At 67.7% G+C, this 24,186-nt stretch carries 26 protein-coding genes; 10 read left to right on the forward strand and 16 right to left on the reverse strand.

Translation table 11 applies throughout. The annotated features are described in order from the left end of the window. Nucleotides 1-7 precede the first annotated feature (7 nt). The 7 genes from ACX12D_RS08665 to ACX12D_RS08695 form a co-directional block, all read right to left on the reverse strand. The gene (locus ACX12D_RS08665; RefSeq protein WP_459373673.1) at nt 8-952 is read right to left on the reverse strand and encodes a sugar kinase; all 945 of its coding nucleotides are present in this window, start codon (nt 950-952) and stop codon (nt 8-10) included. Then, nucleotides 949-1,737 carry a sugar phosphate isomerase/epimerase family protein gene (locus tag ACX12D_RS08670; protein ID WP_459373674.1) on the reverse strand — a complete coding sequence of 263 codons (789 nt, stop codon included), beginning with the start codon at nt 1,735-1,737 and terminating at the stop codon, nt 949-951. Before ACX12D_RS08670 ends, ACX12D_RS08665 begins: the two co-directional genes overlap by 4 nt. Continuing rightward, nucleotides 1,734-2,468 carry an amino acid ABC transporter ATP-binding protein gene (locus tag ACX12D_RS08675; protein ID WP_459373675.1) on the reverse strand — a complete coding sequence of 245 codons (735 nt, stop codon included), beginning with the start codon at nt 2,466-2,468 and terminating at the stop codon, nt 1,734-1,736. Before ACX12D_RS08675 ends, ACX12D_RS08670 begins: the two co-directional genes overlap by 4 nt. Beyond that, nucleotides 2,455-3,105, reverse strand: a complete 651-nt coding sequence (locus ACX12D_RS08680; protein WP_459373676.1) for an amino acid ABC transporter permease — start codon at nt 3,103-3,105, stop codon at nt 2,455-2,457. Before ACX12D_RS08680 ends, ACX12D_RS08675 begins: the two co-directional genes overlap by 14 nt. Further along, nucleotides 3,102-3,860 (reverse strand): amino acid ABC transporter permease, encoded by a 759-nt coding sequence (locus ACX12D_RS08685; protein ID WP_459373677.1) that lies wholly within the window; start codon nt 3,858-3,860, stop codon nt 3,102-3,104. The genes ACX12D_RS08680 and ACX12D_RS08685 overlap by 4 nt, the downstream gene beginning before the upstream one ends. Before the next feature lie 55 nt (nt 3,861-3,915). After that, nucleotides 3,916-4,719, reverse strand: coding sequence for a transporter substrate-binding domain-containing protein (locus ACX12D_RS08690; RefSeq protein WP_459373678.1), 804 nt, complete (start codon nt 4,717-4,719; stop codon nt 3,916-3,918). A 316-nt stretch (nt 4,720-5,035) separates the two neighbouring features. Further along, nucleotides 5,036-6,091, reverse strand: coding sequence for a LacI family DNA-binding transcriptional regulator (locus ACX12D_RS08695; RefSeq protein WP_459373679.1), 1,056 nt, complete (start codon nt 6,089-6,091; stop codon nt 5,036-5,038). Between the two features lie 236 nt (nt 6,092-6,327). Between ACX12D_RS08695 and ACX12D_RS08700 the strand changes: the two genes are divergently transcribed. After that, nucleotides 6,328-7,341, forward strand: coding sequence for a serine hydrolase domain-containing protein (locus ACX12D_RS08700; protein WP_459373680.1), 1,014 nt, complete (start codon nt 6,328-6,330; stop codon nt 7,339-7,341). Here the strand turns inward: ACX12D_RS08700 and ACX12D_RS08705 are convergent. Further along, complete coding sequence (locus ACX12D_RS08705; protein WP_459373681.1) at nt 7,331-8,251, reverse strand: sterol desaturase family protein; 921 nt, start codon at nt 8,249-8,251, stop codon at nt 7,331-7,333. The genes ACX12D_RS08700 and ACX12D_RS08705 overlap by 11 nt on opposite strands. A 264-nt stretch (nt 8,252-8,515) precedes the next feature. Between ACX12D_RS08705 and ACX12D_RS08710 the strand changes: the two genes are divergently transcribed. From ACX12D_RS08710 to ACX12D_RS08730, 5 genes are all read left to right on the forward strand, one after another. Then, on the forward strand, nt 8,516-9,472 hold the full coding sequence (locus tag ACX12D_RS08710) for a hypothetical protein (RefSeq protein WP_459373682.1): 957 nt from the start codon (nt 8,516-8,518) through the stop codon (nt 9,470-9,472). 78 nt (nt 9,473-9,550) lie between these two features. Further along, nucleotides 9,551-9,844, forward strand: coding sequence for an EF-hand domain-containing protein (locus tag ACX12D_RS08715; protein ID WP_459373683.1), 294 nt, complete (start codon nt 9,551-9,553; stop codon nt 9,842-9,844). Between the two features lie 63 nt (nt 9,845-9,907). Next, nucleotides 9,908-10,621 carry a response regulator gene (locus ACX12D_RS08720; protein WP_459373684.1) on the forward strand — a complete coding sequence of 238 codons (714 nt, stop codon included), beginning with the start codon at nt 9,908-9,910 and terminating at the stop codon, nt 10,619-10,621. Then, nucleotides 10,621-11,970, forward strand: coding sequence for an ATP-binding protein (locus ACX12D_RS08725; protein ID WP_459373974.1), 1,350 nt, complete (start codon nt 10,621-10,623; stop codon nt 11,968-11,970). The genes ACX12D_RS08720 and ACX12D_RS08725 overlap by 1 nt, the downstream gene beginning before the upstream one ends. Nucleotides 11,971-12,239: 269 nt before the next feature. Continuing rightward, nucleotides 12,240-13,007 carry a DUF4410 domain-containing protein gene (locus ACX12D_RS08730; protein WP_459373685.1) on the forward strand — a complete coding sequence of 256 codons (768 nt, stop codon included), beginning with the start codon at nt 12,240-12,242 and terminating at the stop codon, nt 13,005-13,007. A 58-nt stretch (nt 13,008-13,065) separates the two neighbouring features. On the opposite strand, the gene ACX12D_RS08735 is transcribed toward ACX12D_RS08730, so the two are convergent. The 4 genes from ACX12D_RS08735 to ACX12D_RS08750 all read right to left on the reverse strand — a co-directional run bounded on the left by ACX12D_RS08735 (nt 13,066) and on the right by ACX12D_RS08750 (nt 17,092). After that, complete coding sequence (locus ACX12D_RS08735) at nt 13,066-14,097, reverse strand: AraC family transcriptional regulator (RefSeq protein ID WP_459373686.1); 1,032 nt, start codon at nt 14,095-14,097, stop codon at nt 13,066-13,068. A 274-nt stretch (nt 14,098-14,371) separates the two neighbouring features. Beyond that, on the reverse strand, nt 14,372-14,941 hold the full coding sequence (locus ACX12D_RS08740; RefSeq protein WP_459373687.1) for a YcbK family protein: 570 nt from the start codon (nt 14,939-14,941) through the stop codon (nt 14,372-14,374). Nucleotides 14,942-14,970: 29 nt separating this feature from the next. After that, on the reverse strand, nt 14,971-16,578 hold the full coding sequence (locus ACX12D_RS08745; RefSeq protein WP_459373688.1) for a L,D-transpeptidase family protein: 1,608 nt from the start codon (nt 16,576-16,578) through the stop codon (nt 14,971-14,973). A gap of 58 nt (nt 16,579-16,636) precedes the next feature. Then, nucleotides 16,637-17,092, reverse strand: a complete 456-nt coding sequence (locus tag ACX12D_RS08750) for a universal stress protein (protein ID WP_459373689.1) — start codon at nt 17,090-17,092, stop codon at nt 16,637-16,639. 274 nt (nt 17,093-17,366) lie between these two features. Here ACX12D_RS08750 and ACX12D_RS08755 point away from each other — a divergent pair, with 274 nt between their 5' ends. The 3 genes from ACX12D_RS08755 (at nt 17,367) to ACX12D_RS08765 (ending at nt 19,000) form a co-directional block, all read left to right on the forward strand. Continuing rightward, nucleotides 17,367-17,888, forward strand: coding sequence for a universal stress protein (locus tag ACX12D_RS08755; protein WP_459373690.1), 522 nt, complete (start codon nt 17,367-17,369; stop codon nt 17,886-17,888). Between the two features lie 179 nt (nt 17,889-18,067). Then, a complete protein-coding gene (locus tag ACX12D_RS08760) occupies nt 18,068-18,598 on the forward strand; it encodes a flavodoxin family protein (RefSeq protein WP_459373691.1) in 531 nt (176 codons plus the stop codon). 114 nt (nt 18,599-18,712) lie between these two features. Next, a complete protein-coding gene (locus ACX12D_RS08765; protein WP_459373692.1) occupies nt 18,713-19,000 on the forward strand; it encodes a hypothetical protein in 288 nt (95 codons plus the stop codon). On the opposite strand, the gene ACX12D_RS08770 is transcribed toward ACX12D_RS08765, so the two are convergent. The 3 genes from ACX12D_RS08770 to ACX12D_RS08780 all read right to left on the reverse strand — a co-directional run bounded on the left by ACX12D_RS08770 (nt 18,997) and on the right by ACX12D_RS08780 (nt 20,243). Continuing rightward, nucleotides 18,997-19,278 (reverse strand): DUF1488 family protein, encoded by a 282-nt coding sequence (locus ACX12D_RS08770; RefSeq protein ID WP_441632003.1) that lies wholly within the window; start codon nt 19,276-19,278, stop codon nt 18,997-18,999. The genes ACX12D_RS08765 and ACX12D_RS08770 overlap by 4 nt on opposite strands. Before the next feature lie 158 nt (nt 19,279-19,436). Further along, the gene (locus tag ACX12D_RS08775) at nt 19,437-19,676 is read right to left on the reverse strand and encodes a hypothetical protein (protein WP_459373693.1); all 240 of its coding nucleotides are present in this window, start codon (nt 19,674-19,676) and stop codon (nt 19,437-19,439) included. A gap of 78 nt (nt 19,677-19,754) precedes the next feature. Then, complete coding sequence (locus tag ACX12D_RS08780; RefSeq protein ID WP_459373694.1) at nt 19,755-20,243, reverse strand: phasin family protein; 489 nt, start codon at nt 20,241-20,243, stop codon at nt 19,755-19,757. Nucleotides 20,244-20,582: 339 nt separating this feature from the next. Between ACX12D_RS08780 and ACX12D_RS08785 the strand changes: the two genes are divergently transcribed. After that, nucleotides 20,583-21,830 carry an MgtC/SapB family protein gene (locus ACX12D_RS08785; RefSeq protein ID WP_459373695.1) on the forward strand — a complete coding sequence of 416 codons (1,248 nt, stop codon included), beginning with the start codon at nt 20,583-20,585 and terminating at the stop codon, nt 21,828-21,830. A 46-nt stretch (nt 21,831-21,876) separates the two neighbouring features. Here the strand turns inward: ACX12D_RS08785 and ACX12D_RS08790 are convergent, their stop codons facing one another. Further along, entirely contained in the window at nt 21,877-24,177 is a 2,301-nt protein-coding gene (locus tag ACX12D_RS08790) for a heavy metal translocating P-type ATPase (RefSeq protein ID WP_459373696.1), read from the reverse strand. Nucleotides 24,178-24,186 lie beyond the last annotated feature (9 nt).

Consider the following 24,186-nt stretch of genomic DNA (forward strand, 5'->3'; position numbering starts at 1 on the left):
TGTGACTTCACAGGTTGCTGGCCGCCAGCAGGGCATGGGTCGGCAGGCCTTCGGTGTCGCCGCGCACTTGCACCGCCCGCGCGCCGATCCATGCGCCGCGCCGGACGGCGTCGGCCACCGGCCGGCCTTCCAGCAGCGCGCTGATGACGCCCACGGCAAAGCCGTCTCCCGCGCCGACGGTGTCGACGACACGCTCGACGCCGAAGGCCGGCACATGGCCGGTGCCGGCTTCGCCATCGAAGTAGGCGCCTTCAGCGCCCAGCTTCACGACTACCAGCCTGGCGCCGCGCTCACGGTAAAAGGCGGCGATGCGTTCGGGCTCGGCATGGCCGGTCAGGAAGCGGCCTTCCTCGATGCCGGGCAGCACCCAGTCGCACTGTTGGGCCAGGCCGTTCAGCGTCTCGCGCATCAACTCGGGCGTGGCCCACAACGCGGGGCGCAGATTGGGATCGAACGAGATCGTGCGGCCGGCAGCCCGCATGGTGGAGATGGCCTGGCGCGTGGCGGCCTGCGTGCCTTCGGCCAGAGCGGGGAATACGCCGGTGACGTGCAGGTGGCGTGCACGCCGTAGCCACCGCTCGTCCAGATGCCCCGGGTTCATGCGGCTTGCGGCCGATCCGCGGCGATGATATTCCACGGGCGGATCGCTGCCGTCGTCGACCCGTCCCTTGAACTGAAAGCCGGTGCGCTCGCCCGGCTCGCACACCACCTGGCTGCAGTCCACGCCTTCGCGCCGCATTTCACCGAGCAGGTAGCGCGCCATCGAATCATCGCCGAGGCGGCTGGCCCATCCGACCTTCAGGCCCAGGCGCGACAGGCCGATGGCCACATTGGTCTCGGCGCCCGCAGTGCGTTTGTGGAAGGTCTGCACGCCTTCGAGCGGCCCGGCTTCACCGGCCACCAGCATCAGCATGGCCTCGCCCAGCGTCACCACATCCAGATCGGGGCTCATGCGGGAACCTCCACCGAACGCAGCAGGTCGACATGGTCGCGCGTGACCTGCACCAGGTCTTCCCCTTGCAGCGGGAACTCGATGGCGCGCGCAACGTCAGCGGGCAGGCGGCGCAATACGCTGCGCCATGGCGCAGCCGATTGATCCAGCGGTACCGCAATCCACTTGGCGGGCGTGCGCAGCACGCCTTTGCAGTGCACGTAGCCCACCTGGGCGGTGAAGACCTGCGCGGCGTCGAGCGGATCTTCGCCCGACCAGTGCCAGTTGCCCATATCGAAGGTCATCGGCACCGTCTTGCCGAGTGCCGTGGCACGCGCGAAGAAGTCGCGCAGTGGCGGTACCGTGCCGGCACTGGCGGTCTGGTCGTTCTCCACGACGAGTTCGATGCCGCCGTGCCGCAGCCACGGGAGCAATCCTTCAAGCGCAGTGCCTTCGCGGTAGCCACCCAGCGACATCTTGACCCGTCCGGCACCGAGTGCCAGCGCGGTCGTGAAGGCGCGGTCGAGCGCGGCGAGGTCGAGGCTGCCGGTTTCGCTCCAGAGCCCCTCCGGGCTGGACCAGACCACGGCCAGCCCATGCTGTTCGGCGACTTCGCGCTGCTCCCGGACTTCATCCTTGTGTCCGCGCTGGAGTTCGCCGCGGTATTCCACGCCGTCGGCGCCTGCCGCCGCGGCAATCCGCGCCAGCGCCGCCTGCCCGTCGCGCTGGGCCAGGTCCGCGCCATAGGCGGTGAGGGAGATCAGCACTGGCGGCCGGGAAGCCCCATCTTGTTGCCGCTGGGTCATTTCAGGGCTCCCGCGCTGAGGAATTGCTGTAGTTCCGGTGTCCGTGGCTGCGCGAACAGCGCCTTGGACGGGCCCGCCTCGTGCACCTTGCCTTGGTGCATGAAGATGGTGGTATGTGCCATGCGGCGCGCGAACTCCATCTCATGCGTCACCAGCACCATGGTCATGCCGGAAGCGGCCAGGTTTTCCATGACGCGCAGCACCTCCGCCGTCAGTTCCGGATCGAGCGCGGAGGTGACTTCGTCGAACAGCATCACCTTGGGTTCCATCGCCAGCGAACGGGCGATGGCCACGCGCTGCTGCTGCCCGCCCGAGAGCTGCTCGGGATAGCAGTCCTTCTTGTCCAGCAGGCCGACCTGGGCCAGCACCTGGTCGACGATGCCGTCGATCTTGCCCGTGGCCATCTTCTTGACGATGGAAGGCGCCAGTGCAATGTTCTCGCCCACCGTCAGGTGCGGAAAGAGGTTGTAGCTCTGGAACACCATGCCCACGTCGCGGCGCAGGTCGAGCAGCCGCTTGCGGTCGTGATCCAGCTTGTGCCCGGCGACCGTGATATTGCCGGCATTAATGGTCTCCAGGCCGTTCAGGCAGCGCAGCATGGTGCTCTTGCCGGAGCCGCTGCGGCCGATGATGGCGACCACCTGGCCCGGCTCGATGGCAAACGACACGCCCTTCAGGACTTCGACGGGGCCATAGGATTTGTGCACGCCTTGTGCTTCAACGATGGGCATGGAGCCTCCTTTCCATGCGCCTGGCTGCCGAAGAAAGCGGGAAGCAAAGCGCGAAGTAGATAAGTGCGACGACGACGAAGACCGCGAAGGGCTGGAAGGTCGCGTTGTTGATCAGCTGGCCGGCGCGGGTGAGTTCGATGACGCCGATGATGGAAGTGATCGAGGTGTTCTTGACCAGCTGGACCGAGAAGCCCACCGTGGGCGGCAGGGCCAGCCGCACGGCCTGCGGCAGCACGACATGGCGCAGTTGCTGCCAGCGGGTGAGGGCGAGCGCCTCGCTGGCCTCCCACTGCCCTTGCGGCACGGCCTCGATGCAGCCCCGCCAGATCTCGCCAAGATAAGCGCTGGCGTAGATCGACATCGCCAGCATGGCCGCCACCATCGGCGACAGCTTGAGCCCAAGCACGGAGAGGCCGTAGTAGCTCAGGAACAGCACGATCAGCACCGGCGTACCTTGCACGATCTGGATATAGACCGTGCTGGCGAGGCGCAGCAGGGCGTTTCTGGAGGTCCGCCCCAGCGCCACCACGAAGCCGGCCAGCGTGCCGCCGACAAAGGCCAGCAAGGTCACCCACAGCGTCCAGCGTGCCGCCAGGAGCAGGATTTCAAGATGATTCCAGGAGAACTCGGTGATCATTTCGCGCTCCCTGCCACCGCTGGCGTCAGCGCCGCATGCGCCAGGGGCGCAACGCGGGCCGTGCGCGCGGCACGCCTGGCGCGCGCCACCACGCGGCGCCGCCTGAACACCAGGTTGCCGATCAGGGCAAACATGGCGCGCAGCAGCAGTGCCAGCCCGATGTAGATGAACATGACAAGGATGTAGCTCTCGAAGGTGCGGAAGGTCTGCGAATCGATCTGGCTGGCGACCGCCGTCAGCTCTTCCACCGAGATTGCCGACACCACGCTCGAAGTCAGCATCATCAGCGTGAACTGGCTGGTCAGCGCCGGATAGACTTTCTCGAAGGCCGGCACCAGGGCGACGTGGCGGATCAGCTGCCAGCGCGTCATGCCCAGCGCGGCGGCGGCTTCGAGCTGCGAACGGTGCACTGCCTGCAAGCCGGCCCGGATGATCTCGGTCGAGTAGGCGCCGAGGTTGACCGTCATGGCAATCACCGCGGCGGTGATGGCATCGATCTGCAGGCCGATGGTAGGCAAGCCGAAGAAGATGATGAAGAGCTGGATCAGGAAGGGCGTGTTGCGGATGGCCTCGACGTATGCCCTGGCGGCGCGCTGGAGCCAGGGCCCGCCAAACGCTGCCGCGACGGCGCCGGCGGTACCGACCAGGGTGCCAAGCAGGATCGAGCCGAAGCTGAGCGCCAGCGTCATGGCCGCACCCTCCGCAAAGCGATCCAGCTGCGACAGCACCGGGTTCCATTCGAATTGATAGTTCATGCGGGTCTCCTGGCGCGCCGGCTGGCGCTGGCGCGCAACGTCGGACTTGCCGGGGTCAGAACGTTTGCAGCGTGGGCAGCGCCTTGCCGGTCCACTTCTGCGCAATGGCGTCGAGTTCGCCATTGAGCTTGACGTAGGCGATGGTGGTGTTGAGCCACTGGCGCAGCTCGAAGGCGTCCTTGCGCACGGCCATCGAGTTCGGTTGTACCGAGAACGCGAACTTGGCGTCGAACTTGCCGGCACCGCGTGCCTTCATGATCTCGTTGCCGGTGGTGCTGGGCAGGGCAATGGCTTCGACCTGGTTGCTGATCAGCGCCTGCGCGCAGGTGGCGTCGTCCTCGAAGCGCACGATGCTCATGCCGGGCACCGCCAGGCGGGTCAGTGCCGAGTCTTGCGTGGTGCCGCGCGTCACGCCAACCTTCTTCTTTGCAAGCTCACCCAGCTTGGCGTACTTGGCCGCGACCGGCGCGAAGATGGTCAGCTCGAACGCGCTGTAGGGTGAGCTGAACATGATGGCGCGCGCCCGCTCGGGCGTCGGCGCCAGGGTGGCGACCAGGAAATCGACCTTGCCGGCTTCCAGCGCCGGAATGCGGCTGGGAGAGGTGAGCGGCACGATATCGACTGGCACGCCGAGGTACTTGCCCAACAGGTTGGCCACGTCGACATCGTAGCCGGCGGGCTTGCCGGTGGCGTCCGTGGTGCCGAAGGGCGGCGCGCCGGTCACCACGCCGATGGTGACCTTGCCCTTCTTGACGATCTCGGCGACGGTCTGTGCCTGGACGCCGGCCGAAGCGCTGGCCAGGACCAGCAGCGTGAGCACGGGCGCGGCAACCTGGCGCAACAAGCGGTGGATATTCATCAATGTCTCCTGCACGTTCTGTGGAATGTGTCGCTGGCGTCGCAGCGATCGGCAAGTACGGTTCTGAAACCGGTTTCAGAATTATAGGAAACCGGTTTCAGAACTCCAGCAGTGGAAACCCTTACGGATGAAACTGGGGGATGAGCGGGGGAGGGGGAGTAACAGCCGTCGCCATCGCGATCGGCTTTGGCGTACCGGCCGGCTCCGTCCAAAGTCGCTGGTTGGCGCCCCTCTCCCGCGTGCGGGAGAGGGGACGGGAGAGAGGGTGGGCGCTCGTTACGCCGTTGCCTTGCCAGGAACCACTTGCGGGTTCCTGTCAGGTTCGGCGCGTCGACCCGCGCTTGACCAGGGTACCGGGCAGCAGGACCTGGCGCGGCGCGAGCTGCGCGCCTTGCAGGCGCTCGATCAGGCAGTTGGTGGCGGCGCGCCCGATGTCGTCGGTTGGCTGGGAAATCGTGCTGAGGCCGGGGCCGATCAGGGCAGCCCACTCCGGATCGTCGAACCCGATCAGGCCCAGGTCGGTGCCGAGCTGCCACCCCAGCCTGGCGGCGGCGGCAGCCACGCGCAGCGAGATCACCGCATTGGCCGCCAGCACGGCGATAGGCGCTTTGCCGGCGCCCTGGCGCAGGGCGCGCAGCGCTTCGTCCAGGGCGTCGTCGTCACCGGCACGGGCTTCGAAAACGCTGCCACCAAGCGAGTCCGCATGCTCCGCGATGAAGTTCTGGAAGGCCCGGGCCCGCTCGTTGCGCGAGCTGATGGCCTTGATCGGCTCGCTGATGAACAGCAGGCGCCGGTAGCCGGCTTCGAGCAGGTGGCCGGCAGCCTCATGGACCGCGGAAAGGTTATCCAGGGCCACCAGGTCGACTTCCGCGTCGCCGACCTTGCGGTCGACCAGCACGACTGGCTTGCCCAGTTGCGCGGCATCGGCAAGGGCGCCGGCGTCGTGGCCCAGCGTGTGCAGGATGAAGCCCTCGACCCGGTATGCCGACAGCGAGCGAATGGCTTCGCGCTCCAGTTGCTCGTCATTGCCCAGGTTGAACAGCATCACCATATAGCCCGCGTCGCGGCAGGCCTTCTCCACGCCACGCAGCACGGCCACCGAGAACGAGTTGGAAACGTCCGCCACCACCAGCCCGATCAGGCGCGACTTGCCGCGCTTGAGCGCTTGCGCCATGGGACTCGGGCTATAGCCCAGCGCGCGCACCGCCGCGGCCACGCGTGTCTCCACGTCGGCGGACAACTGCTCGCCGCCCCGGTTCAGGTAGCGCGACACCGTGGCTTTCGAGACGCCCGCATAGTCGGCAACGTCCTGGATGGTGAGTTTCTCTGCGGGCTTCAGGTTGGACTTGGCTTGTGTCACAGGGCGTGGCATGGGAAGTCGGTCTCGGTGAAACCAGTTTCAGGATTATGCATCGTGCGTCCCCGACTTGCCAGCACCCCCGGGGGCCGGGCCCGAATGCGGCCAGGCCATCGCGCAGATCCGCCAGCTCGTGACGGGCATGCCGACGCGCATTGTGGACGAGGACCAGACCGCGCCTGCGCGATAATGGCGGCCTTGCACGATCTGATTACCTGATTCTTCGTCAAAGTCAAACGGAGTGAGGCAATATGGGCAATGGAAGACCATCGCTGGACATGCGCCTTGCGCATCTGCTGGCGGACAAATCCGTCACCGGCGCCTGCCTGGCGCACGTGCGCCAGGACTCGGTCGAGGTGGCCGCCGCTGGGGTGAGGAACCAGGACACCGCCGAGCCGGTGGAGGCCAGCACCGTGTTTGGCGCGGCCTCGCTCACCAAGCCGATCGTCTCGTACGCCTTGCTGCAGCTTGTCGACGCCGGCGTGCTGGATCTTGACGAGCCGCTGTCGCGCGCGGCCCAGCCGATCGTGCCGGACGATGCGGCCTCGGCGCGCATCACCATGCGCCACGTGCTCACGCATACCTGTGGCCTGCAGAACCTGCGCGACAAGAATCCGCTGCGGCTGCACTTTCCTCCTGGCGCATGGTTCAGCTATTCCAGCCTGGGGTTCATTTTTCTGCAGTCCGCTGTTGAGGCAAAAACAGGGGAAACCCTGGAAGCGATCCTGCGGCGCCTGGTGTTCGAGCCACTTGGGATGCGCTCATCGAGCCTGGAGTGGCAGGATCGGTTTCTCGCGAATGCGGCCAACCCGCATGAGGCGGCGCAGCGGCTCGACGTGCATCGCCCGCCAGCGGCGAGCGCCTCCTATTCGCTGCAAACCACGGCAGGCGATTACGGTGCCTTTGTTGCCGCCGTGCTCCGGGGCGACGGGCTCCGTGCATCGACCTGGCAACAATGGCTGACGGCGAGCGTCATGGTGCCGAAGGGCGAGATTGTCTACCTCGATGGCGCGCCGGCTGCCACGGAGCCTGACATTGGCTGGGGGCTGGGGTGGGGCGTCGAGCCCAGCCGGGGCACGTTCTTCCAGTGGGGCAAGATGCAAGGCGTGAGAGCATTCGTGATGGGCAGCACCGAGCTGCGCTCGGGCGTCGTGTTGCTCACCAACAGCAACACCGGCCTGCGGCTGATGGAGGATGCCACCCGCGCGGCACTGCCCGGAGAACACCCTGCGATTCGTTGGCTTGCGCAGGGGGTCAGCGAGTAGACGCAGGCGGTGGCGAGCCGCAATGGCGCCGGCGCAGGTTCTCCGTGGTCTCGCCAGTGCCGTCCGCGCGCCAGCCGGGCGGCAGCATCACGTAACGGATGGCGGTCCATGCGTTGCCCGCCGACGCGATATCCCGCGCGAGGCTGACCCAGTGCTCGAACTGATTGACGAGCGGGTTGCGCGTGCGCGTCGGTGTCACCAAGCCGTAACGGCACGGTTCGTCCGCGCGTTCCTCGACGTAGGTGCCGAACAGGCGATCGAACACGATCAGCACGCCGCCGTAGTTGGCATCCAGGTAATCGGCATTCGACGCGTGGTGCACGCGATGCGCCGACGGCGTGTTGAACACGTATTCGAGCCAGCCTAGCTTGGGCATCCACGTGTTGTGCAGCCAGAACTGATACAGCAGGTTGAACATCAGCGTGGCGAGCACGACCTCGGGGCGCACGCCAAGCCAGACGAGCGGCGCGAAGAACATCGCCGAGCCACTCAGCTTGCTGGTCCAGCCAAGCCGATAGGCAGACGACAGCGTCAACTGGTTCGGCGAGTGATGGACCGCATGCGTGGCCCAGAAAAAGCGGATGCGATGCGACGCGCGGTGGTACCAGTAGTAGCAGAACTCCTGGCCGGCAAACAGCAGCAGCACCATCAGCGCGCTGTTGATCGTGACGGTAAAGAGGCGGTGATCCCAGGCGAAGGCGAAGATCGGCGTTGCCAGCGAGAGCGGCAGCAGGGCGAACAGCTTGCCACCGGCCAGGTCGGCCAGCGACAGCCATGTTTCATTCCAGTCGAACGGCGCGGCGCCGTTGCGCAGCTTTCGGGTGAGCACGAAAGCCTCGACCAGCGAGACGGCGACGATGAACGACGTGGCTAACGCGATATAGAGCGCGATGTTTCCAGTGGTATGCATGATGGGCGCGGAACAGGTTGGGGTGGGACGCGTCGTCTGCGGCAGTGACCGCCGTGGCGTCGGGTGAGGCCACTGTAGTGGGCGGCCGCGACCAGAACCAGACGGAAAATATGTCGCCCGATGTCAGTGGATCCGTGTGCCCGGGCCGTGTAACACCGCGACATGTTTTCGATGGCGAATGTTTCGCGCCCTAGTCCTATAGTTCGTCCCGTTGCCACGCCGCAGTGCGTGGCCTGACCCGAACCCGAACCCGAAGGACATCCCATGAAACGCCATCACGTTGTCACAGCGGCTGCGTCGCTGATCCTCCTCGCCAGCACCCCGGCCTTCGCTGGCTGGTCTGGCCACGGCACGGCCTACACGCCGCGCGGTGTCTACAACGGCGCGCATGCCGGTTCATGCGCAGGCGCAAGCTGTTCGCACGCTGGTGTCGTCGCCGGCCCCTACGGCGGGATCGCGACCAATACCGGCACGGTGACCCGTACCGCGCCGGGGCAGTTCTCCAACTCGGGCACGGCGACCGGGCCCAACGGCCGCTCGGTTCAGCACGCTGGCGACACCAGTTGCGCTGGCGGCACGTGTTCGCACACGGGCAACCTCACCGGGCCAAACGGCCAGACTGCCTCCACGGCGGGGAGCGTGACGCGCGACGCGCCGGGCCAGTACTCGTCGTCGGGCACGATCACCGGCTCGAACGGTAATACCGTCAGCCACGCGGCGTCGACCACTTGCGCCGGCGCTACGTGCGCCCGTTCGGGGACGGTGACCGGCGCGGACGGCGGCACCGTCGCCCACTCGGGCACCGCGACGCGCGTGGCGCCGGGTGTCGTGACGACGGGCGGCGGCACGACGGTGGTGCATGGCGGCACGGTGACGACCGCCGGCACAGTCGCTACCGGCGGCGCGGTGGCCACCGCAGGCGCCACCGTGGCGGTCGGCACCGCGCCAGTGGTCGTCACGCCCGCGCCAGTGGCTTATGTGCCGCCGCCTCCGTTGGCCTATGTGCAGCCCACGCCGGTCTACCTGCCGCCCGCGCAGCCCCCGAAAGCGGTCTACGTAGCCCCGCCGGCGCCCAAGATGGTGGTGGTTGCGCCGCCGCCCCCGCCGCGGGTTGTGTATGTCGCGCCGCGTGCGGTCTACGTGGCACGGGCGCCGCATGCAGCGGTCATGGTGCCCGGACACTGGATCGGCCGCGTCTGGGTGCCCGCGCACTGGGCCTGATGGCCATCGGCCCTATCGGATCGATTGGATCGATTACCGCGGCCGGCCTCGAATGTCGGCTACACCACGGAGAACACCATGAAGCAGATGATCGCGGTTTTGATTTTGTGTATTGTTTCTGCAGGCGCATCCGCGCAGAGCGTCGCGTCACCAGCGGGTGGCGGCGCGCGGGTTGAGCGTGCGATGCAGCAATTGCAGATGCGTTTCGCCAATGCCAACACAACGCGCGACGGCAAGCTGACCCGGGAACAAGCGGCGGCGGGCATGCCGATGGTCGCCAGCCATTTCGACGAGATCGACACGCAGCAGGCCGGATACGTCACGCTGGCGCAGATCGAGGGGTTCATGAGACAGAAGGCAATGGCCCGCTGATCGCCGCCCATCGCCGCCCATCGCTGACCGCAGGCGAATCGCGATCCTTGCCGGAGACGCACCATGGAGCAGGTGAACAGGATTATCGTGCTCGATGATGAAGCCGAGTTGCGCAACATGCTGCAACGGTTCCTGACCGGGCACGGCTTCCAGGTGCGCGCGGTCGCCGATGGCAAGCGGCTTGACCGCTACCTGCAGCGCGAACCGTACGACCTGCTCGTGCTGGACCTGATGATGGAGCCGGAAGACGGCCTGGCCATCTGTCGCCGGCTGCGCGCCGAAGGGCAGACGCTGCCGATCCTGATGCTGACCGCGAAGGGCGATCCGGTCGACAGGGTGGTCGGGCTTGAGACCGGTGCCGACGACTATCTCGCCAAGCCATTCCTCCCGGACGAACTGGTGGCGCGGATCCGCGCGCTGCTGCGCCGGCAGAAGATGGCGGCCGGCGATCCGACCGTGACCTCGCAGACCTTGCACTTCGGCGATTTCGCGTTCGATGTCGGCAAGCAGACGCTGCAGCGCGGCGGCGAGCCGGTCGAAGTGCATTCCGCGCAGATGCTGCTGCTGCATGCGCTCGGGTCGTCGCCAAACCGGCCGGTGAGCCGCGAGAACCTGCTGGCGCGAGCCCGCGGCCGCGGCCATGACGCCCTTGACCGCAGCATCGACGTGCAGATCCTGCGGCTGCGCCAGATCGTCGAAGACGATCCGTCCAAGCCGCGCTTCATCAAGACCGTGTGGGGCGTTGGCTACATGCTGGTCGCCGGCATCGGGCCGTGATGCGGCTCGGGCTGCCCCGCTCGCTGCTCGCGCGCAACATCGCCCTGCTGGTGGCGCTCGTGGCGCTGACCCAGGTCAGCTCGCTTACCGTGTTGCTGCATTTCGTGCAGCGCCCGCACATTGAGCGTGCGGCGATCATTTTTTCCGACTACGTGAAGACGCTCGACCGCGTCTTTGCCGCCATGCCGCCCGAGGAGGGCCGCGCGGCGGCGGCACGGCTCGGGGGGCGGGCGCAGCCGCCGGAGCAAGGCGTGGAGCCCCCGCATGCCAGTCCGCTTCACTTCTTTCGCACGTACCAGCGCGACGTCTTCATGGAGGCATTGCAGCGCTACCTGCCGCCGGACATGGCGGCGCGATGGCAGACAGGGCAGACGGGGCAGGGTGACGGAGCGGGGGAGCAACTATGGATTCGCGTGCACGTGGCTGGCGCGCCCCACTGGATCGCCTTGCCGATGACCGACGACGCGCAAGCGAGCGGCGTCACCACCGCGCTGGTGCTGTCGGCAGCCTTCGCGTTGCTCGCGGCGCTCACGGGCTACCTGATCCAGTTGCACATCAACCGTCCGCTGCAGGATCTGGCGCGCGCGGCACGCCGCGTCAGCGCCGGCGAAGCCCCCGTGCCGCTGCCTACCGTCGGGCCGACAGAAATCGCCCAGGTAAGCACGGCGTTCAACCAGATGACGCAGGCGTTGCAGCAGGCAGAGGCGACACGCGCGCTGATGCTGGCCGGCGTGTCGCACGACATCCGCACGCCGCTCACCAAGCTGCGCCTGGCGATGGCCATGGCGATGCCGCGCGGTGCCGCCGATCAGTTCGTGGCATCGGCGGAAGGCTATCTCGATCAGATCGACACGATCCTCCAGCAGTTCATGGACTACGCGGGCAGCGGCGAACGCGAGGTGCCACAGCCTGGCGACCTCAATGCGCTCGTCAGCCAGCTCGCCGCGGATTTTGCCGGGCTTGGGCACGAGTTCGCGCTATCGCTCGGTGCCGTGCCGGCGCTTTCGTTCCGGCCGGTGAGCCTGATGCGGCTGCTGATGAACCTGATGCAGAACGCGGTCGTCTACGGACGCACCGGCTTGTTCGTGCGCACCTGGGCCGAGGGCAATATGGCCTACGCCGCCGTGTGCGACCGGGGCAGCGGCATCAGCGCGCAGGAGCTGGAGCAGCTCAAGGCGCCCTTTAGCCGCGGCAGCAACGCACGCGGCCATTCGGGCGGCACCGGCCTGGGCCTGGCGATCGTGGAGCGCATTGCGCGCCTGCACGGCGGCTCCTTGCAGTTCCGCGCCCGCGAGGGCGGGGGGCTGGAAGCGGTTGTGGCCTTGCCGCTGCACCGGCCATCGGCGTAAAGCGCAGGCGCGCATTCCCTGCGCCCGGGGTCGACGCAAGGGTGACATCGCGCGACATATTTCCTGCCTGGCGCGCGGAGTTGCTTCCTCCCATACTTGCGTCTGCGGGTTGCGGCTCACACCGATGGCAGATGCGCCGCACGCAAGCAGGCGTGATCTCCGATGGTTCCTGATCCTGTGGATCGCATGATTGTCGGCGACATCTTTTCGGCAATTCTTTGGCAATCGGCGGCAATCGGCGGCACGATGGTGCCGATGACAGGAACAACATGCGGACTTCATACCAACCCATCAAGCACAACGCCACGCGTCTGGCGACGGCAGCATTGGCGGCGGGATCGCTCTGGATGGCGGGCTGCGCCTGGGGCGTCACCGGCGTAACTCAGGCCAGCTTCCAGCCGCAGGTGCAAGTGCAGGCTGACATCATCTATGTGCAAGCCTTCGATGCCAGCCCGGATCAGGTGAAACTGGATAGCGGCATGGCTCAGAAGCTCAAGACGATGGTCGCCGGCGGGTCGGCCGCCAGCGAGCAGCGCCAGGCGGCGCGCGAAGCGAGCGAGCAGGTGTCCGATGAAATCGTGCGCCAGCTGCAGTCCCAGGGGCTGCGCGCGGCACGCGCGGACGGCCCCGCGCCCGCGCACAGCAATGCGCTGATCGTCGAGGGACGCTTACTCAAGATCGATGAGGGCAAGCGTCGGCGCCGCTTGCTGATCGGCCTTGGCGCGGGCAAGAGCGAGGTTGGCGCGTTGGTCCGGATCCTGTACAAGCCGGCCGACGGTGCGCCCATGCCGCTGCAAAGCTTCGCGGCCGAGGCCAACAGCGGGCACATGCCGGGCGTGGCGGAAACCGCCGGCGTCGGCGCCGCCGCCGGCCATCTCGCGATGTCCGCCGCGGCCGGGGCGGGTTTGCATGGCATGTCCGAGGCCAAGCGCGACAGCATCGCCGCGGATGCCAGGCGCCTGGGCGATTCGATCGCAAAACAGGTCGTGGCGGCAAACGCCAAAAACGGGTGGATGCCGGCGCCGCCGGTGGAGTGAGGGGGCGTGCGCGGCGGTGCCTTGCACGGGATCCGCGGGATCCCTATCTGAATCCGAGCTACCCGAATCCCGCCGCGCGCCAGGGGGCATGGCGCTGGAGCCTTGCCTGTTCGCGCTGTAGCAGCGACGCATAGCCATGCAATTCCTGCGGCGCGATGTCGTAGGCGCGGCGGAATGCGCGCGTAAAGCTCGATGCATTGTTGAACCCGAGCCCGGAGGCAATGTCCTGCACCGCCATATTGGGAAAGCGCACCAGTTCATCGGCCGCCACCCGCAGCCTGCGGCTGCGGATATAAGCGGCCAGGCCACCTTCATGCAGGAATAGACGGTACACGCTGGCGCGCGACAAATGCAGCGATTGCAACACGCTCTCAGGGGTCAGGCCGGGGTCATGCAGATTGGCCTCGACATAGCGCCGCACCTGTCCGTACACGGCGGCCCGCACCGCTGCGCGGGCGTTGCCGGAAAGCCCCGCTTGCCGGCTGAACACCGCGGCCAGCAGTTCGATCGCGGTGCGAAAGGATCGGTCGGCTTCCTCTTTGCTCAGGCCCACGATTTGTCGATTCAGTGCCACCAGATGCGAGATCAGCACGCGCATCAGCGGTGTGGTGGCCTGAACCAGGCGCCCATGCAGCGAGGCGGCGTCGGGGAAGGCCATCTCCACCAAGGCACGCGGCACAAAGAACAGCAGCATGCGGCCTTGAAAACTCCGGATGGTGCACGGCTGGTCCATGTCCAGGGCGAGGATGCTTGGCAAGCCGGGCCGCTGCGGCGCGCAGAGTCCCGGCTTGCCGCCCAGGAATTGGGCGGGCGCGCCTTCCAGGAACACGCTGAAGGTAATGTCGCGAATGTTCTCCGTCGACACGCGTCCCAACGAGCGCTCAGCCACATTGGGGCCGGTGCGGAAGTCGAAGAAGCTCAGGTCGTCGATGGTGTAGCGAGACAGCGAGGCCTCGAACGTCTGCTCGCCATGCGCCGTGGCAGGCCGGATGTCGTAGACCGGGCTCATCCGCTCCTGCCAGGCCAGCAAGCTCTGGCTGGCGTCGCCTTGCACGCTGAAAGTGCTGTGCGCGATGCCCGGCGCGAGCATCGGTGGCTGCGGCGGCAACAACAACCGTCTTAGCGGCATGCGCGCGGGCAAGAGTTTGTGCGTGCGGGGGTACGCAAGGCTGATTTCCGTCCAGATCCAGATGTGCCTGCCCGGTGCCGGAGGATTGTCGATTGAGCGCTAGCTCACCCCGTGTGGGCTATTAGGCGGCCAAGAGCATAACTTGTCCGGGCCGCCCAGACTAGGGGGGGTGCCGCTGGGGAAAACCCGGATGCGCGAACCTGGCCAGAACCGGGCCCGCCCGCTGCCACCTTGCCTACCAGGCCCGCACCCGGCCCGTATCCGCATGCACGAACTGCTCCTGCGGATAAAAGCCCACGCCACCGGCGTGCAGCGAGAGCGCGGCGTCGCGCAGGTCGGACAGCGCAACGCCGGGCAGGCGGATATCGATGGCTTTGCCGTCCATATGCAGGCTATGGCTGGCCACGCCGCCACCGCGCGTCTGGCGCAGCCGCGCGTTGGTGGCGGGGCTGCGATAGCCGGAGATGACCTGGAAGGGGGCCGCGCAGCACAGCGTTTGCCTCAGGCGGTAAAGCAGCGCGAACAGTTGCGGATCGATCACGCCGACCTGTCCCGAGTAGTGATCGCGCAGGAAGCGATTGAGCGCGGCCAGCGACTCGGGCATGAACTGATCGCCGACGGCGTAGACCACGGCGATGCGCTCGCCGGTGTGGGTGTGCTCGAAGGACAAGCTGCGGGCATCGGGCAGGCTTGCCAGCGCGGCTTGGGCGGCCTGGGCCGGCAACGGCAGCAGCGCGCCAGCCAGGACCAGCCCGCCGGTGTGCCGCAGGAACAGGCGGCGAGGATCGCTGGGCGGTGTAGACATCAAAAGCACTCCCCTTTGGCGCAATCGCCCTAGCTTGCCTGCATGCCGGTCCAGGCGGAAGTCCGCAAGCGGGCGGACCGTCGCCGCAGCGCCTCGTCAAGCACGCTGTCCAGCCCATAGATGTCCGGGAAGAAGTAGACGCGAGCGTCAGCCTTGACGATGGCCGTGCCGTAGGCCAGCACCACCGGCAAGGGCTGGCGCAGTCGCAGCGTGCTGGATTCTCCCTTCTCCATGGCCTCGCGGATGCGCGCCTCGGTCCAGCCGGGCGTGTCTTGCAGCACGAAGCCAGCTAGCGCCACCGGCGCCTCGACACGGATGCAGCCGTGGCTCAGGTCGCGCCGGTCCCGCGCGAACAGTTGCGGGGTGGGCGTGTGATGCAGGTAGATGTTCTCGTTGTTGGGGAAGACGAACTTGATGTCGCCAAGCGCATTCATCGGCCCGGGGCGTTGCCGTATGCGCAGCCGGCCGCGCTGGACGGCATCCAGGCTGGCGGGCGACAGGGTGGTGATCACCTTGCCGTCGCCACTGACGAACTCGAAGCCTTGCCGCTCGAAATAGCCGGGATCGCGGCGCAGCCGGGGCACGGTTTCGGCGCGCGCGATGGACGGCGGCACATTCCAGTAAGGGCTGAACTCGATGAAACGCATGTCCTCCTTGAACAGCGGCGTGCGCGTATCGAGCGCCTTGCCCACGATCACCTTCATTTCCGCCTTGACCTGGATGGCCCCGTCGCGGACTTCGTAAGCGCGCAGCACGAACTCCGGCACGTTGACCACGATCATGCGCGGGCCTTCCAGCAGGGGCGTCCAGCGCAGGCGCTCCAGCGTCAGTTCGATCTGCCGTACGCGGCCGGCGAGCGGCGCATTCAGTTGCGCGAACGTGCCCGCCCCGATGGCGCCATCCGCTTCCAGCCCGTGGCGGACCTGGAACGCCTTGATGCCATCCACCAGTTCGCCTTGGTAGCGATCCGGGACTGGCGTGGCGGCGGGCAAGTCGCCTAGCGCGATCAGGCGCTGCGCCAGCACCGGCAGCCCGGCGTAGGCCTGCCCGGGCACCAGCTTCCTGCCGGGCAACTGCGACAGCGGTGCCTGCCAGGCGGGGTGGCCCGCCAGCGCGCGATAGCGCGAAAGCGCCTCGCGCAGGCTTGCGTAGAGCGGGAATGACGGCGCCGCCTGCCGGACCGCTTCGGGCAGGTCCTGCCCAGCGACGGCTGCGCGCAGGTGGCGCGACGGATCGAACTGCCGGTCCGGCGCCGGGGCAAATTTCTCGTGGATCGTGCCGGGATCGACCCGGCCGCCGTGCAGGTCGGCGAGATAGCGCTGCATCGCCGCGGTCAGCCTCTCGTCAAGCGAGGCGGCGGCTTCGGGCGCCAGTGGCTGCCCGTTGGCGGCCTGGCCCAGCGCGCGGCGCAGGCCGTCGGCATCATAGTCGCGGGGTTCCAGGCCGTCTGCCGCGGCGCCGTCCAGGATGCCGGCGGCCTGCCAGGCCTGCGCATTGGGACGGCCCTGCGAAAACCAGAGCGCGGCCGGCGCGGCCTGCGTGAGCCCATGGCAACTCAAGGCCCACGCGGCCAGCAGGCCGGCGAGGACCCGGGGCGCGGCCACGCCGTTGCGACGGATCCGGGCAGTGCCTCGCATCAACCTGCCCGCCGCCGGCATGAAGCCCGTCGTTCAGCCCGTTGTTCTCGGGGTGCCCTCATTCCTCGATCTCGCTGCGCACCATCAGCACCGGTTTGTTGCTCTTGTGCACCACGCCTTCGGACACGCTGCCCATGACCAGGCGCCGCAAGCCGCTGCGGCCATGCGTGCCGACAACGATCAGGTCCGCATTCCAGCGGTCGGCTTGCTCCACGATCGTGGTGGAGATCTGTCCGGGGGAAACGGGCTTCTCGAGGAGCAGCGTGGTATGCGGGATGCCGGCATCCGCCAGGCGCGTGGCGGCCGCTGCCAGTGCATCGCGTCCCGCGGCGAGGATGCCTTCCATCAGTTTGCGCGGGTCGTAGCTGCCCGCGGTGAAGAAGACATCGTTGTCGTCCGCCACGAAGAGCACCTTTACCTCGCTGCCGGTCGCCTTGGCCACCGTGATGGCCTGGCTCAGGGCAAGGTCCGAAGAGCGGCTGCCGTCCACCGCGAGCAATATTCTCTGGTACATGGTCCCTGCCTCCTGGCTGGATGTCGCAATGTTGCAATGTTGCAAGGAAAGCGCGCATGGGCGCGCCTTCCATCTGCAGCATAGAGGGCTGGGCACGGGGCGTATTGATGCACGTCAAGCGGCCTGGGCGATGCGCGCAAGGCGCAGAAACGGCCCGTTGCCCGGGAAAGCAGCGAATGCCATGATCTACATCAACACCGCGCTTGCCCGGGCGTACAAACTGGAAGCGTCGGCTGCAAGCTGCGGCGCCTGTCTTTTAAGCAGGAGGTACAAGATGTACAGCAAGATCCTGGTTGCCGTGGATGGCAGCGAGTCCTCCGATCGGGCGCTGGAGGAGGCCCTGCGCCTGGCCGCCGCGATGCGCTCGGCACTCACCGTGGTGCATGTGATCGATAACAGCTACCTCAGGTACGAGGTCGGCTACATCGACCTGACAGACCTGCACGCCGGCCTGCTCGAAGGCGGGCAGATCCTGCTGGACGAAGCCAAGGCCAAGGCGGCGGCTGCGCAGGTGACATGCAAGACGCTGATGGTGGATGAAGCACTGGCGCTGGGCGACGTTGCCAACGCGATCGAGCAGGTGGCGCAGCAGACCGGGGCGGAGCTGCTGGTGCTGGGCACGCACGGCCGGCGCGGCGTGCGGCGCCTGCTGATGGGCAGCGTAGCCGAGGCACTGGTCCGGCAATGCCACCGGCCGGTACTGCTGGTGCACGCGCCCCAGGCTGAGGCGAATGCCGGCACAAAGCCCGCATCAGGCTCCCCGGGCACCAGCCCCGGCTCGGCGGTGGGGCCATGACGCGCACGTTGCGCGCTCGCCGGCGGCGCGGTGGCGGGCGCGGGGCATCGGTGCCAGCGCAGATAGCAATACCGTGCGGGGCGATATTGTGGGGTTCGTGCTGACCAACGGCGGCATCATGATCAGCCTGTCGCTGGTCGGCGCGCGGATAACCCGGATCGAGAGCTGAGGAGCCATCGATGGAAAAGATCCTGATCGTTTACTACTCGCGCACCGGAACGGCGCGCCAGGCCGCCGAAGCGCTGGCGGCGCAATCCGGCTGGCCGCTGGCGGAAGTCGGCGACCAGGCCAGCCGCGCCGGGTTGCTGGGCGATGCGCGCTGCGTACTGGATATCTTGTTGCAGCGGCATGTAGGCTACCGCTACGCCGGCCCGGCGCTGGACAACTGCCAGCGGCTTGTCATCGTCGCGCCCATCTGGGTCGGCCACCTGGCCGCGCCCATGCGCAGCTTCCTGCGCGACCACATGCCACTGGCCTGCAAGACGTCGGTGATCTGCGTGATGGCCCGGCAAGGTGCTTTCAGGGCGGCAGAGGAAATCGCCCGCCTGGCCACCGAGCCGCCGTTGCCGGTACTGGCGCTGCGCCAGGCCGATGTGGCCAGCGGGGCGGCGCTGCCGGCCCTGCACGCTTTTGCCGAGCAGGTGGAAGCCGCCAACGGCCAGACCGGCGCCGCGCAGCGGACAGCATGGCTATCGCCTAAGGAAGCCTGAGCGGGCAAGTCTCCACGGCAACCACGCGCCTATATTGAAGCGGAACGAGGGTTCGGCGCGGCAGGCCACGGGCGTGACAAGGCGGGGCCGCAGCGCCAGCTACTGGAGGCGGCGATGAAGATGACAGTTCCCGATTCACGTGCCGCGGGCGGCGGCGCCCGCTGGCGCGGCCTTGCGGCTTGCCTGGCCGCCATGCTTTGCACCGGCTGCGCGCCGGGACCGCAGTGGTGGCGGCCGCCCAGGCCCAAGGCCAACGCTGTCGCGCCTGCCGCCTCGATGCCTGCATGCAATGCCCTGTGCCTGTCCGATCCGCTCGATCGGTTCGATTCGTTCGATCCGTTGCTGGCAACTGGTGTTGTTGCCATTGAGGCGCCGCGCCAGCCGGCGCACAGCCAGGCCTAGAGCGCGAAACGGAAATGACCGCTGTGCAGCACAATGTTGTGAGCCGCGGTCAATTCAAACAGCTGCCGCGCCACGCATTCGATATCCTCGCGGTGTCCTTCGAAGGCTTGGATGAGGTCTTCCGGCCGGTGCGAGCGCGCACCGAAGTGGTCTTCCAGTGCCTCCGCCGTGATCGCGTAGCTGGCCGGGATGCCGTTGACGCTGGCAGCGCACTCGAGGCAGAGATCAGCCGGGCAATAGGAGGGGATGGCTTTTGCGAAGACGATCTTGATGGTCATGGCATCGACCCCCGGGGACGGAAAAAGGAAGGCGCAATAAAGTGCAAGGCGGAGCACAGGAAAGGCGAGCGCCGCGGGTACGCCTGCGCAGCTTTCTGCCAGTCTAGGCACTACGGTTGCGGCGGCAAGCGGAACCGCGCGCGTTTCATGACCCGACGTCAAGCCAACCGCAAACCAACCGCAAACCAACCGCAAACCATCATCAAGCAGGCGCGCAAGATGATGCGCCGCGCACTCATTGCCCCCACAAGGCTGGCAGGGCAGGCTTGCGCAACGGCGCCCGCCTGGATGCTGTGCAGCGCGTCAAGATCCAGCAGGGTCGCGCCTTTGTCTTTGACCTCGATGAGGCTGTCGCGCTGGATGCGCGACAAGGCACGGTTGACGATCTCCAGCTTCATGCCCAGGTAGCTGTCGATTTTCAGGGGGGCATGGCAGCGGGGGCCGGCGGCATTCCCGCTGGCATCCCCGCCGGCAGCTCAGCCAGCATGGATGGCCCGCTTCTTCGTAGCGGCGCCGGTGCTGCCGGCGGTCCCGTTCAGCGTGGCCGCCGTCTGGCTGAATTTTTCGAACATCTCCTGCACTGGCGCGGGCAGCGAAGCGGTGCTCCCGGCCTGCTGCAGCGCCGCGGCCTGGCAGCGCTGCCAGGTCTCGCCGGCTTCCCGCAGTTGTTCCACCATGGCGGTCTGGTTGTGAATGGCAAGACTCATCCAGGCTTGCATCCGTTGTGCGTAATGCTCGGCCTGGTTGCGCACGAAGGTGGCCGGCAGGGTGGCGAGCGTGGCGAAGTCGCCGGCATTCGCCAGCTGCGCGCCTACGTCGTGCAAGGTCTTGATGTCCTTGCGCACCGCATCGAGCTGGAGCTCGAGAAAGCGCTGCCGGCTCTCCTGCATCAGGGTCAGCGCACGCAGGCCCGCCTCGCAATTGGCGGCGAAGCACGCGAGGGGGACATCGGTCTGGTCTGTCATGGTGAATCTCCTGGATGCGCGCGATAGTGCGGTAACGCGATAACGCGGCAATGCGCGTGGATTGCCGCTGCATCGCTCACTGTTGTCAACGGTCAGGGCGGGCCCGTCTCACCGGGCATGTCTCATCGGGCCTGCATCGCGCAAATCGTGCGGCGACGGCAAATCATGGTTTCGCCCATCTAATGCCCATCTAATGATTCTAGAACCGTGCCGCCGGCCCTTGTTGATCCGCATCAAGCTTGCGGCATATCAAGCCGGTTGCGCGCGCATGGTCCAGACTGGATGGGATGGCGTTGCCGGTACGCTCAGCCTTTCGCTCAACGTTTGCCAAGGAATAGCATGGATCACACGGCCGTGGCATTTTGCGTCGCGCTCGGGATCGGCCTTGCCATCGGGCTAGAGCGGGAACGCAGCCAGGCGGCAGAAGGCGGCGAGGCGCCGGCTGGCTTGCGCACGTTTGCCATTGCCAGCGTCAGCGGTGCGCTGGGCGCGTTCCTGCCCAACGCCGGCTTGTTGCCGGCCGTCCTGCTGGCGATAGCCGGCCTGGCAGCCCTGGGCTACCGCCACACCGCGGCCAGGGATCCCGGCATGACAACGGAGATTGCATTGCTGTGCACGGTCTTGCTCGGCGCACTGGCTGTCACGCATCCGGCGCTTGCCGCAGGCATTGCCACTGTTCTTGCGATTCTGCTGCACGGCAAGGCGACCCTGCACGGCCTGGTGCGCAACGCGCTGAGTCGGCAGGAGCTGAGCGATGCCTTGATGCTGGCGGTGGCGGCGCTGGTGATCTGGCCTTTGCTCCCCGACCGCTACATGGGCCCGTTCGACGCCTGGAACCCGCGCACGCTCTGGCTGGTGGCGATGCTGGTGATGCTGATGGGCGCTGCCGGGCATATCGCCACGCGGCTCTTCGGGCAGCAAGTAGGCCTGCCGGTGACCGGCCTGTTCGGTGGCTTTGTCTCCAGCGCGGCGACCATCGGCTCGATGGCCGCGATGGTGCGCAAGGCGCCGGACATACGCGACGCGGCCGTGGCGGCCGCGCTGCTCTCCAGCGTGGCCACGTTCGTGCAGATGCTGCTGTTGCTGGCGGCGACCAGCGCGGCAGCGTTCCGGGCATTGGCATTGCCCCTCGCGGCCGGACTGACGGCAATGGGCCTCTATGCCGGCTTCTGGTTCTGGCTGGCAGCGCGCAGGCCAGCCGCACAGGACGGCGCACAACTGGCAGGTCGCTCGCTGGACTGGCGCGTGGCGGCGGGGTTCGTGCTGCTCATGGCCTTGCTCTTGCTGGTTAACGGCGCTACCCGGGCATGGTCCGGCCCCGGGATGCTGATGGTGGTTGCCGTGGCCGGCGGGTTTGCCGATGCACATGCCGCAACCGTGTCGGTTGCCGCGCAGGTGGCGGCGGGACGCATGTCGGCGGAGGCGGCGGTGTGGCCGGCGCTGGCGGCTTTTTCCGCCAACACCGCTACCAAGATCGTGCTGGCTGCCGCCGGCGGGCGCGCCTTTGCCTTGCGTGTCGGTGCGGGGCTCGTGCTGGCTGCCGCAGTGACCTGGGCCGCGGCGCTCGCGTTGGTGTCGTTGCGCTGATGCAGGCCTGGGCACACTGTACAGCGCGTGTACAGCGCGCAGTTCGTCAGGCGTCCCCCAGCGCGTGATACAGCTCGTCCTCCTGCGCGAAATGCAGGCGCAGGATCGCATTGAGCTCGTAGAGCAGGCGCCGGACTTCCTGTGCGCTTTCCAGGTCGATGCCGTCCGCGGGCTGGTCCGCGGCGATGCGCTCCAGCATGCCCACCAGGTGGAAGATCTCGCGATGCCCGCCGCTGAGCGCAGCCAGCGGGTCCTTGCCGCCGAGGCGCCGCGCGAGTTCCGGATAGAGGTCGGCGTCGTCGTGGAGCTCGTGCGCAAGCAATTGCGCGCGCAGTGCCTCGTTGAGCGCCGCCAGTTCGGCGGCGGCGGCTTCGCCGGGGAGGCTGGCTACGCGATCCGCCATCGATCGTACCTGGTCGAGCACCTGCCCCAGCTCGCTATGCTCGGTCTTCAGTTTGGCGGCCTCGGCCGCCGTGATTTGCGCGGGCTGCCATTCGGGCCCCGGCTTGCGTGCCCGCAGCGCGTTGAGAATCACAACGACGTCGATCAGTTCTTGCAGCAGCGCGCCCGCCAGCGGCGGCAGGTAGCCGAATGCGGCCGCGATCATGGCCGCCAGCGACAGTGCCATGCCCGCCACCACGCTTTGCACGGCGATGCGGCGCGTGCGCAGGGCGATCTGCATCGCCTCGGCCAGGCGGTCCAGGCGGTCGACCAGCAGTACCACGTCCGCAGCCTGCGCCGACGCGGCCGCGCCTGCCGCGCCCATTGCCACGCCGACGTCGGCGGCGGCCAGCGCGGGCGCGTCGTTGACGCCATCGCCAACCATGATGACCGTGTCGTTGCGCTGCGCCTCGCGGATCGCCGCGAGCTTTTGCGCGGGCGTCTGCTGGGCGCGCACTTGCGTCACGCCCAGCATCGCGCCTGTCATCTGCGCCACGTCGTCGCGGTCGCCGGTCAGCATCACCATGCGCTGGATGCCGGCCTGCCTGAGCAGCCTGAGCGCGCGGGGCGTGTCAAGCCGGATCTGGTCCGCGAGCTGCAGCGCGCCACGCATGGCGCCATCGACGCCAAGAAAGACAGCCGATGCGCCTTCATGGCCCATGCGCCGTACCCATGCCGTCATCCACGGCATGGGCGCGGTTGCGCTGGCCACGTGCGCCAGGGAGCCGATGGTGACCACATGCCCGCCGATCCTGCCGCGCAGGCCGGCGCCGGGATCCTCCGCGACCTCGCCCGGCAACGCGAGCGCCAGGCCGCGCTCGCGCGCCGCGGCGACCAGCGCGCGGGAACTGGCATGCACCGAGGCTTGTGCCAGCGAAGCCGCGAGGCGAAGCACTTCGTCCTGCGCGTGTCCCGGCGCCGCCTCGATGGCCGAAACGCGGGCCTGGCCCGTGGTCAGGGTTCCGGTCTTGTCGAAAAACAGCACGCGGCACTGCGCCAGCCGCTCCAGCGCACCGCCGCTCTTGACCAGGATGCCCCGGCTGGCAGCGCGCGACATGCCGCAGACGATGGCCACCGGCACCGCCAGGATCAGCGGGCAGGGGGTGGCTACCACCAGCACCGCGAGCGCCCGGTGCGCGTCGCCGGTCATGATCCAGGCCGCGCCGGCCACGGCCAGCGCCAGCGGCACCAGCAGCAGGGCGTAGCGGTCGGCCAGGCGCATGGACGGGCTGCGGCTTTGCTGCGCCTCCATCACCAGGCGGACAATGCCCGAGTAGGTACTTTGCGCCGCCGTGGCGCCAGCAAGCATCTCGAACGGCGCGCCGGCGTTGACCACGCCGCTGCGCAGTGGCTCGCCCGGCGCGCGGCGCAGCGGCATGGCCTCGCCGGTCAGGGTGGATTCATCCAGTTCGGCAGCCTGGAGCAACGTCCCATCGGCAGGCACCACTTCGCCCGTGCGTACCAGCAGCCGGTCGCCGGGGCGCACACGGTCCAGCGGTACGGGGTGCCATTCGCCGTTTTCGATACGGCTGGCTTCGCGCGGCGCGTGGCGCAGCAGCGCGCTCATCTCGCTGGCGGCGCGCGCTTGCGCGTAGCTTTCCAGCGCGCGTCCGCTGGCCAGCATCAGGGCGATCACGGCGGCGGCAAAGTGCTCGCCCAGCCACCATGCGAAGCCGATGGCCAGCAGAGCCAGGACATCCACGCCGGCATTGCGGCGCCACGCCGCGAGCACGGTGCTGGCGGCCAGGACAATCAGTACCGGCAGGACGCCGATCAGCCACACGGTGCGCGCGAGCGCCGCCGATTCGAACCAGTACAGCAGCGATCCCGCGCTCAGCGTGAGCGCGCAGATCGCCAGAAGCCCGAGGTTGAGCCAGCGGTGGTAGCGAGGCTGCGCGGGCGCCATGTTGCGGTC

The sequence above is a fragment of the Cupriavidus sp. PET2-C1 genome, assembly GCF_054515855.1.

Excerpts from the sequence above, each read along its gene's own strand:
- ACX12D_RS08665 (WP_459373673.1), bottom strand. The coding sequence starts at position 952 with ATGAGCCCCGATCTGGATGTGGTGACGCTGGGCGAGGCCATGCTGATG.
- ACX12D_RS08670 (WP_459373674.1), bottom strand. The coding sequence starts at position 1,737 with ATGACCCAGCGGCAACAAGATGGGGCTTCCCGGCCGCCAGTGCTGATC.
- ACX12D_RS08675 (WP_459373675.1), bottom strand. The coding sequence starts at position 2,468 with ATGCCCATCGTTGAAGCACAAGGCGTGCACAAATCCTATGGCCCCGTC.
- ACX12D_RS08680 (WP_459373676.1), bottom strand. The coding sequence starts at position 3,105 with ATGATCACCGAGTTCTCCTGGAATCATCTTGAAATCCTGCTCCTGGCG.
- ACX12D_RS08685 (WP_459373677.1), bottom strand. The coding sequence starts at position 3,860 with ATGAACTATCAATTCGAATGGAACCCGGTGCTGTCGCAGCTGGATCGC.
- ACX12D_RS08690 (WP_459373678.1), bottom strand. The coding sequence starts at position 4,719 with ATGAATATCCACCGCTTGTTGCGCCAGGTTGCCGCGCCCGTGCTCACG.
- ACX12D_RS08695 (WP_459373679.1), bottom strand. The coding sequence starts at position 6,091 with ATGCCACGCCCTGTGACACAAGCCAAGTCCAACCTGAAGCCCGCAGAG.
- ACX12D_RS08700 (WP_459373680.1), top strand. The coding sequence starts at position 6,328 with ATGGGCAATGGAAGACCATCGCTGGACATGCGCCTTGCGCATCTGCTG.
- ACX12D_RS08705 (WP_459373681.1), bottom strand. The coding sequence starts at position 8,251 with ATGCATACCACTGGAAACATCGCGCTCTATATCGCGTTAGCCACGTCG.
- ACX12D_RS08710 (WP_459373682.1), top strand. The coding sequence starts at position 8,516 with ATGAAACGCCATCACGTTGTCACAGCGGCTGCGTCGCTGATCCTCCTC.
- ACX12D_RS08715 (WP_459373683.1), top strand. The coding sequence starts at position 9,551 with ATGAAGCAGATGATCGCGGTTTTGATTTTGTGTATTGTTTCTGCAGGC.
- ACX12D_RS08720 (WP_459373684.1), top strand. The coding sequence starts at position 9,908 with ATGGAGCAGGTGAACAGGATTATCGTGCTCGATGATGAAGCCGAGTTG.
- ACX12D_RS08725 (WP_459373974.1), top strand. The coding sequence starts at position 10,621 with ATGCGGCTCGGGCTGCCCCGCTCGCTGCTCGCGCGCAACATCGCCCTG.
- ACX12D_RS08730 (WP_459373685.1), top strand. The coding sequence starts at position 12,240 with ATGCGGACTTCATACCAACCCATCAAGCACAACGCCACGCGTCTGGCG.
- ACX12D_RS08735 (WP_459373686.1), bottom strand. The coding sequence starts at position 14,097 with ATGCTCGCGCCGGGCATCGCGCACAGCACTTTCAGCGTGCAAGGCGAC.
- ACX12D_RS08740 (WP_459373687.1), bottom strand. The coding sequence starts at position 14,941 with ATGTCTACACCGCCCAGCGATCCTCGCCGCCTGTTCCTGCGGCACACC.
- ACX12D_RS08745 (WP_459373688.1), bottom strand. The coding sequence starts at position 16,578 with ATGCGAGGCACTGCCCGGATCCGTCGCAACGGCGTGGCCGCGCCCCGG.
- ACX12D_RS08750 (WP_459373689.1), bottom strand. The coding sequence starts at position 17,092 with ATGTACCAGAGAATATTGCTCGCGGTGGACGGCAGCCGCTCTTCGGAC.
- ACX12D_RS08755 (WP_459373690.1), top strand. The coding sequence starts at position 17,367 with ATGTACAGCAAGATCCTGGTTGCCGTGGATGGCAGCGAGTCCTCCGAT.
- ACX12D_RS08760 (WP_459373691.1), top strand. The coding sequence starts at position 18,068 with ATGGAAAAGATCCTGATCGTTTACTACTCGCGCACCGGAACGGCGCGC.
- ACX12D_RS08765 (WP_459373692.1), top strand. The coding sequence starts at position 18,713 with ATGAAGATGACAGTTCCCGATTCACGTGCCGCGGGCGGCGGCGCCCGC.
- ACX12D_RS08770 (WP_441632003.1), bottom strand. The coding sequence starts at position 19,278 with ATGACCATCAAGATCGTCTTCGCAAAAGCCATCCCCTCCTATTGCCCG.
- ACX12D_RS08775 (WP_459373693.1), bottom strand. The coding sequence starts at position 19,676 with ATGAAGCTGGAGATCGTCAACCGTGCCTTGTCGCGCATCCAGCGCGAC.
- ACX12D_RS08780 (WP_459373694.1), bottom strand. The coding sequence starts at position 20,243 with ATGACAGACCAGACCGATGTCCCCCTCGCGTGCTTCGCCGCCAATTGC.
- ACX12D_RS08785 (WP_459373695.1), top strand. The coding sequence starts at position 20,583 with ATGGATCACACGGCCGTGGCATTTTGCGTCGCGCTCGGGATCGGCCTT.
- ACX12D_RS08790 (WP_459373696.1), bottom strand. The coding sequence starts at position 24,177 with ATGGCGCCCGCGCAGCCTCGCTACCACCGCTGGCTCAACCTCGGGCTT.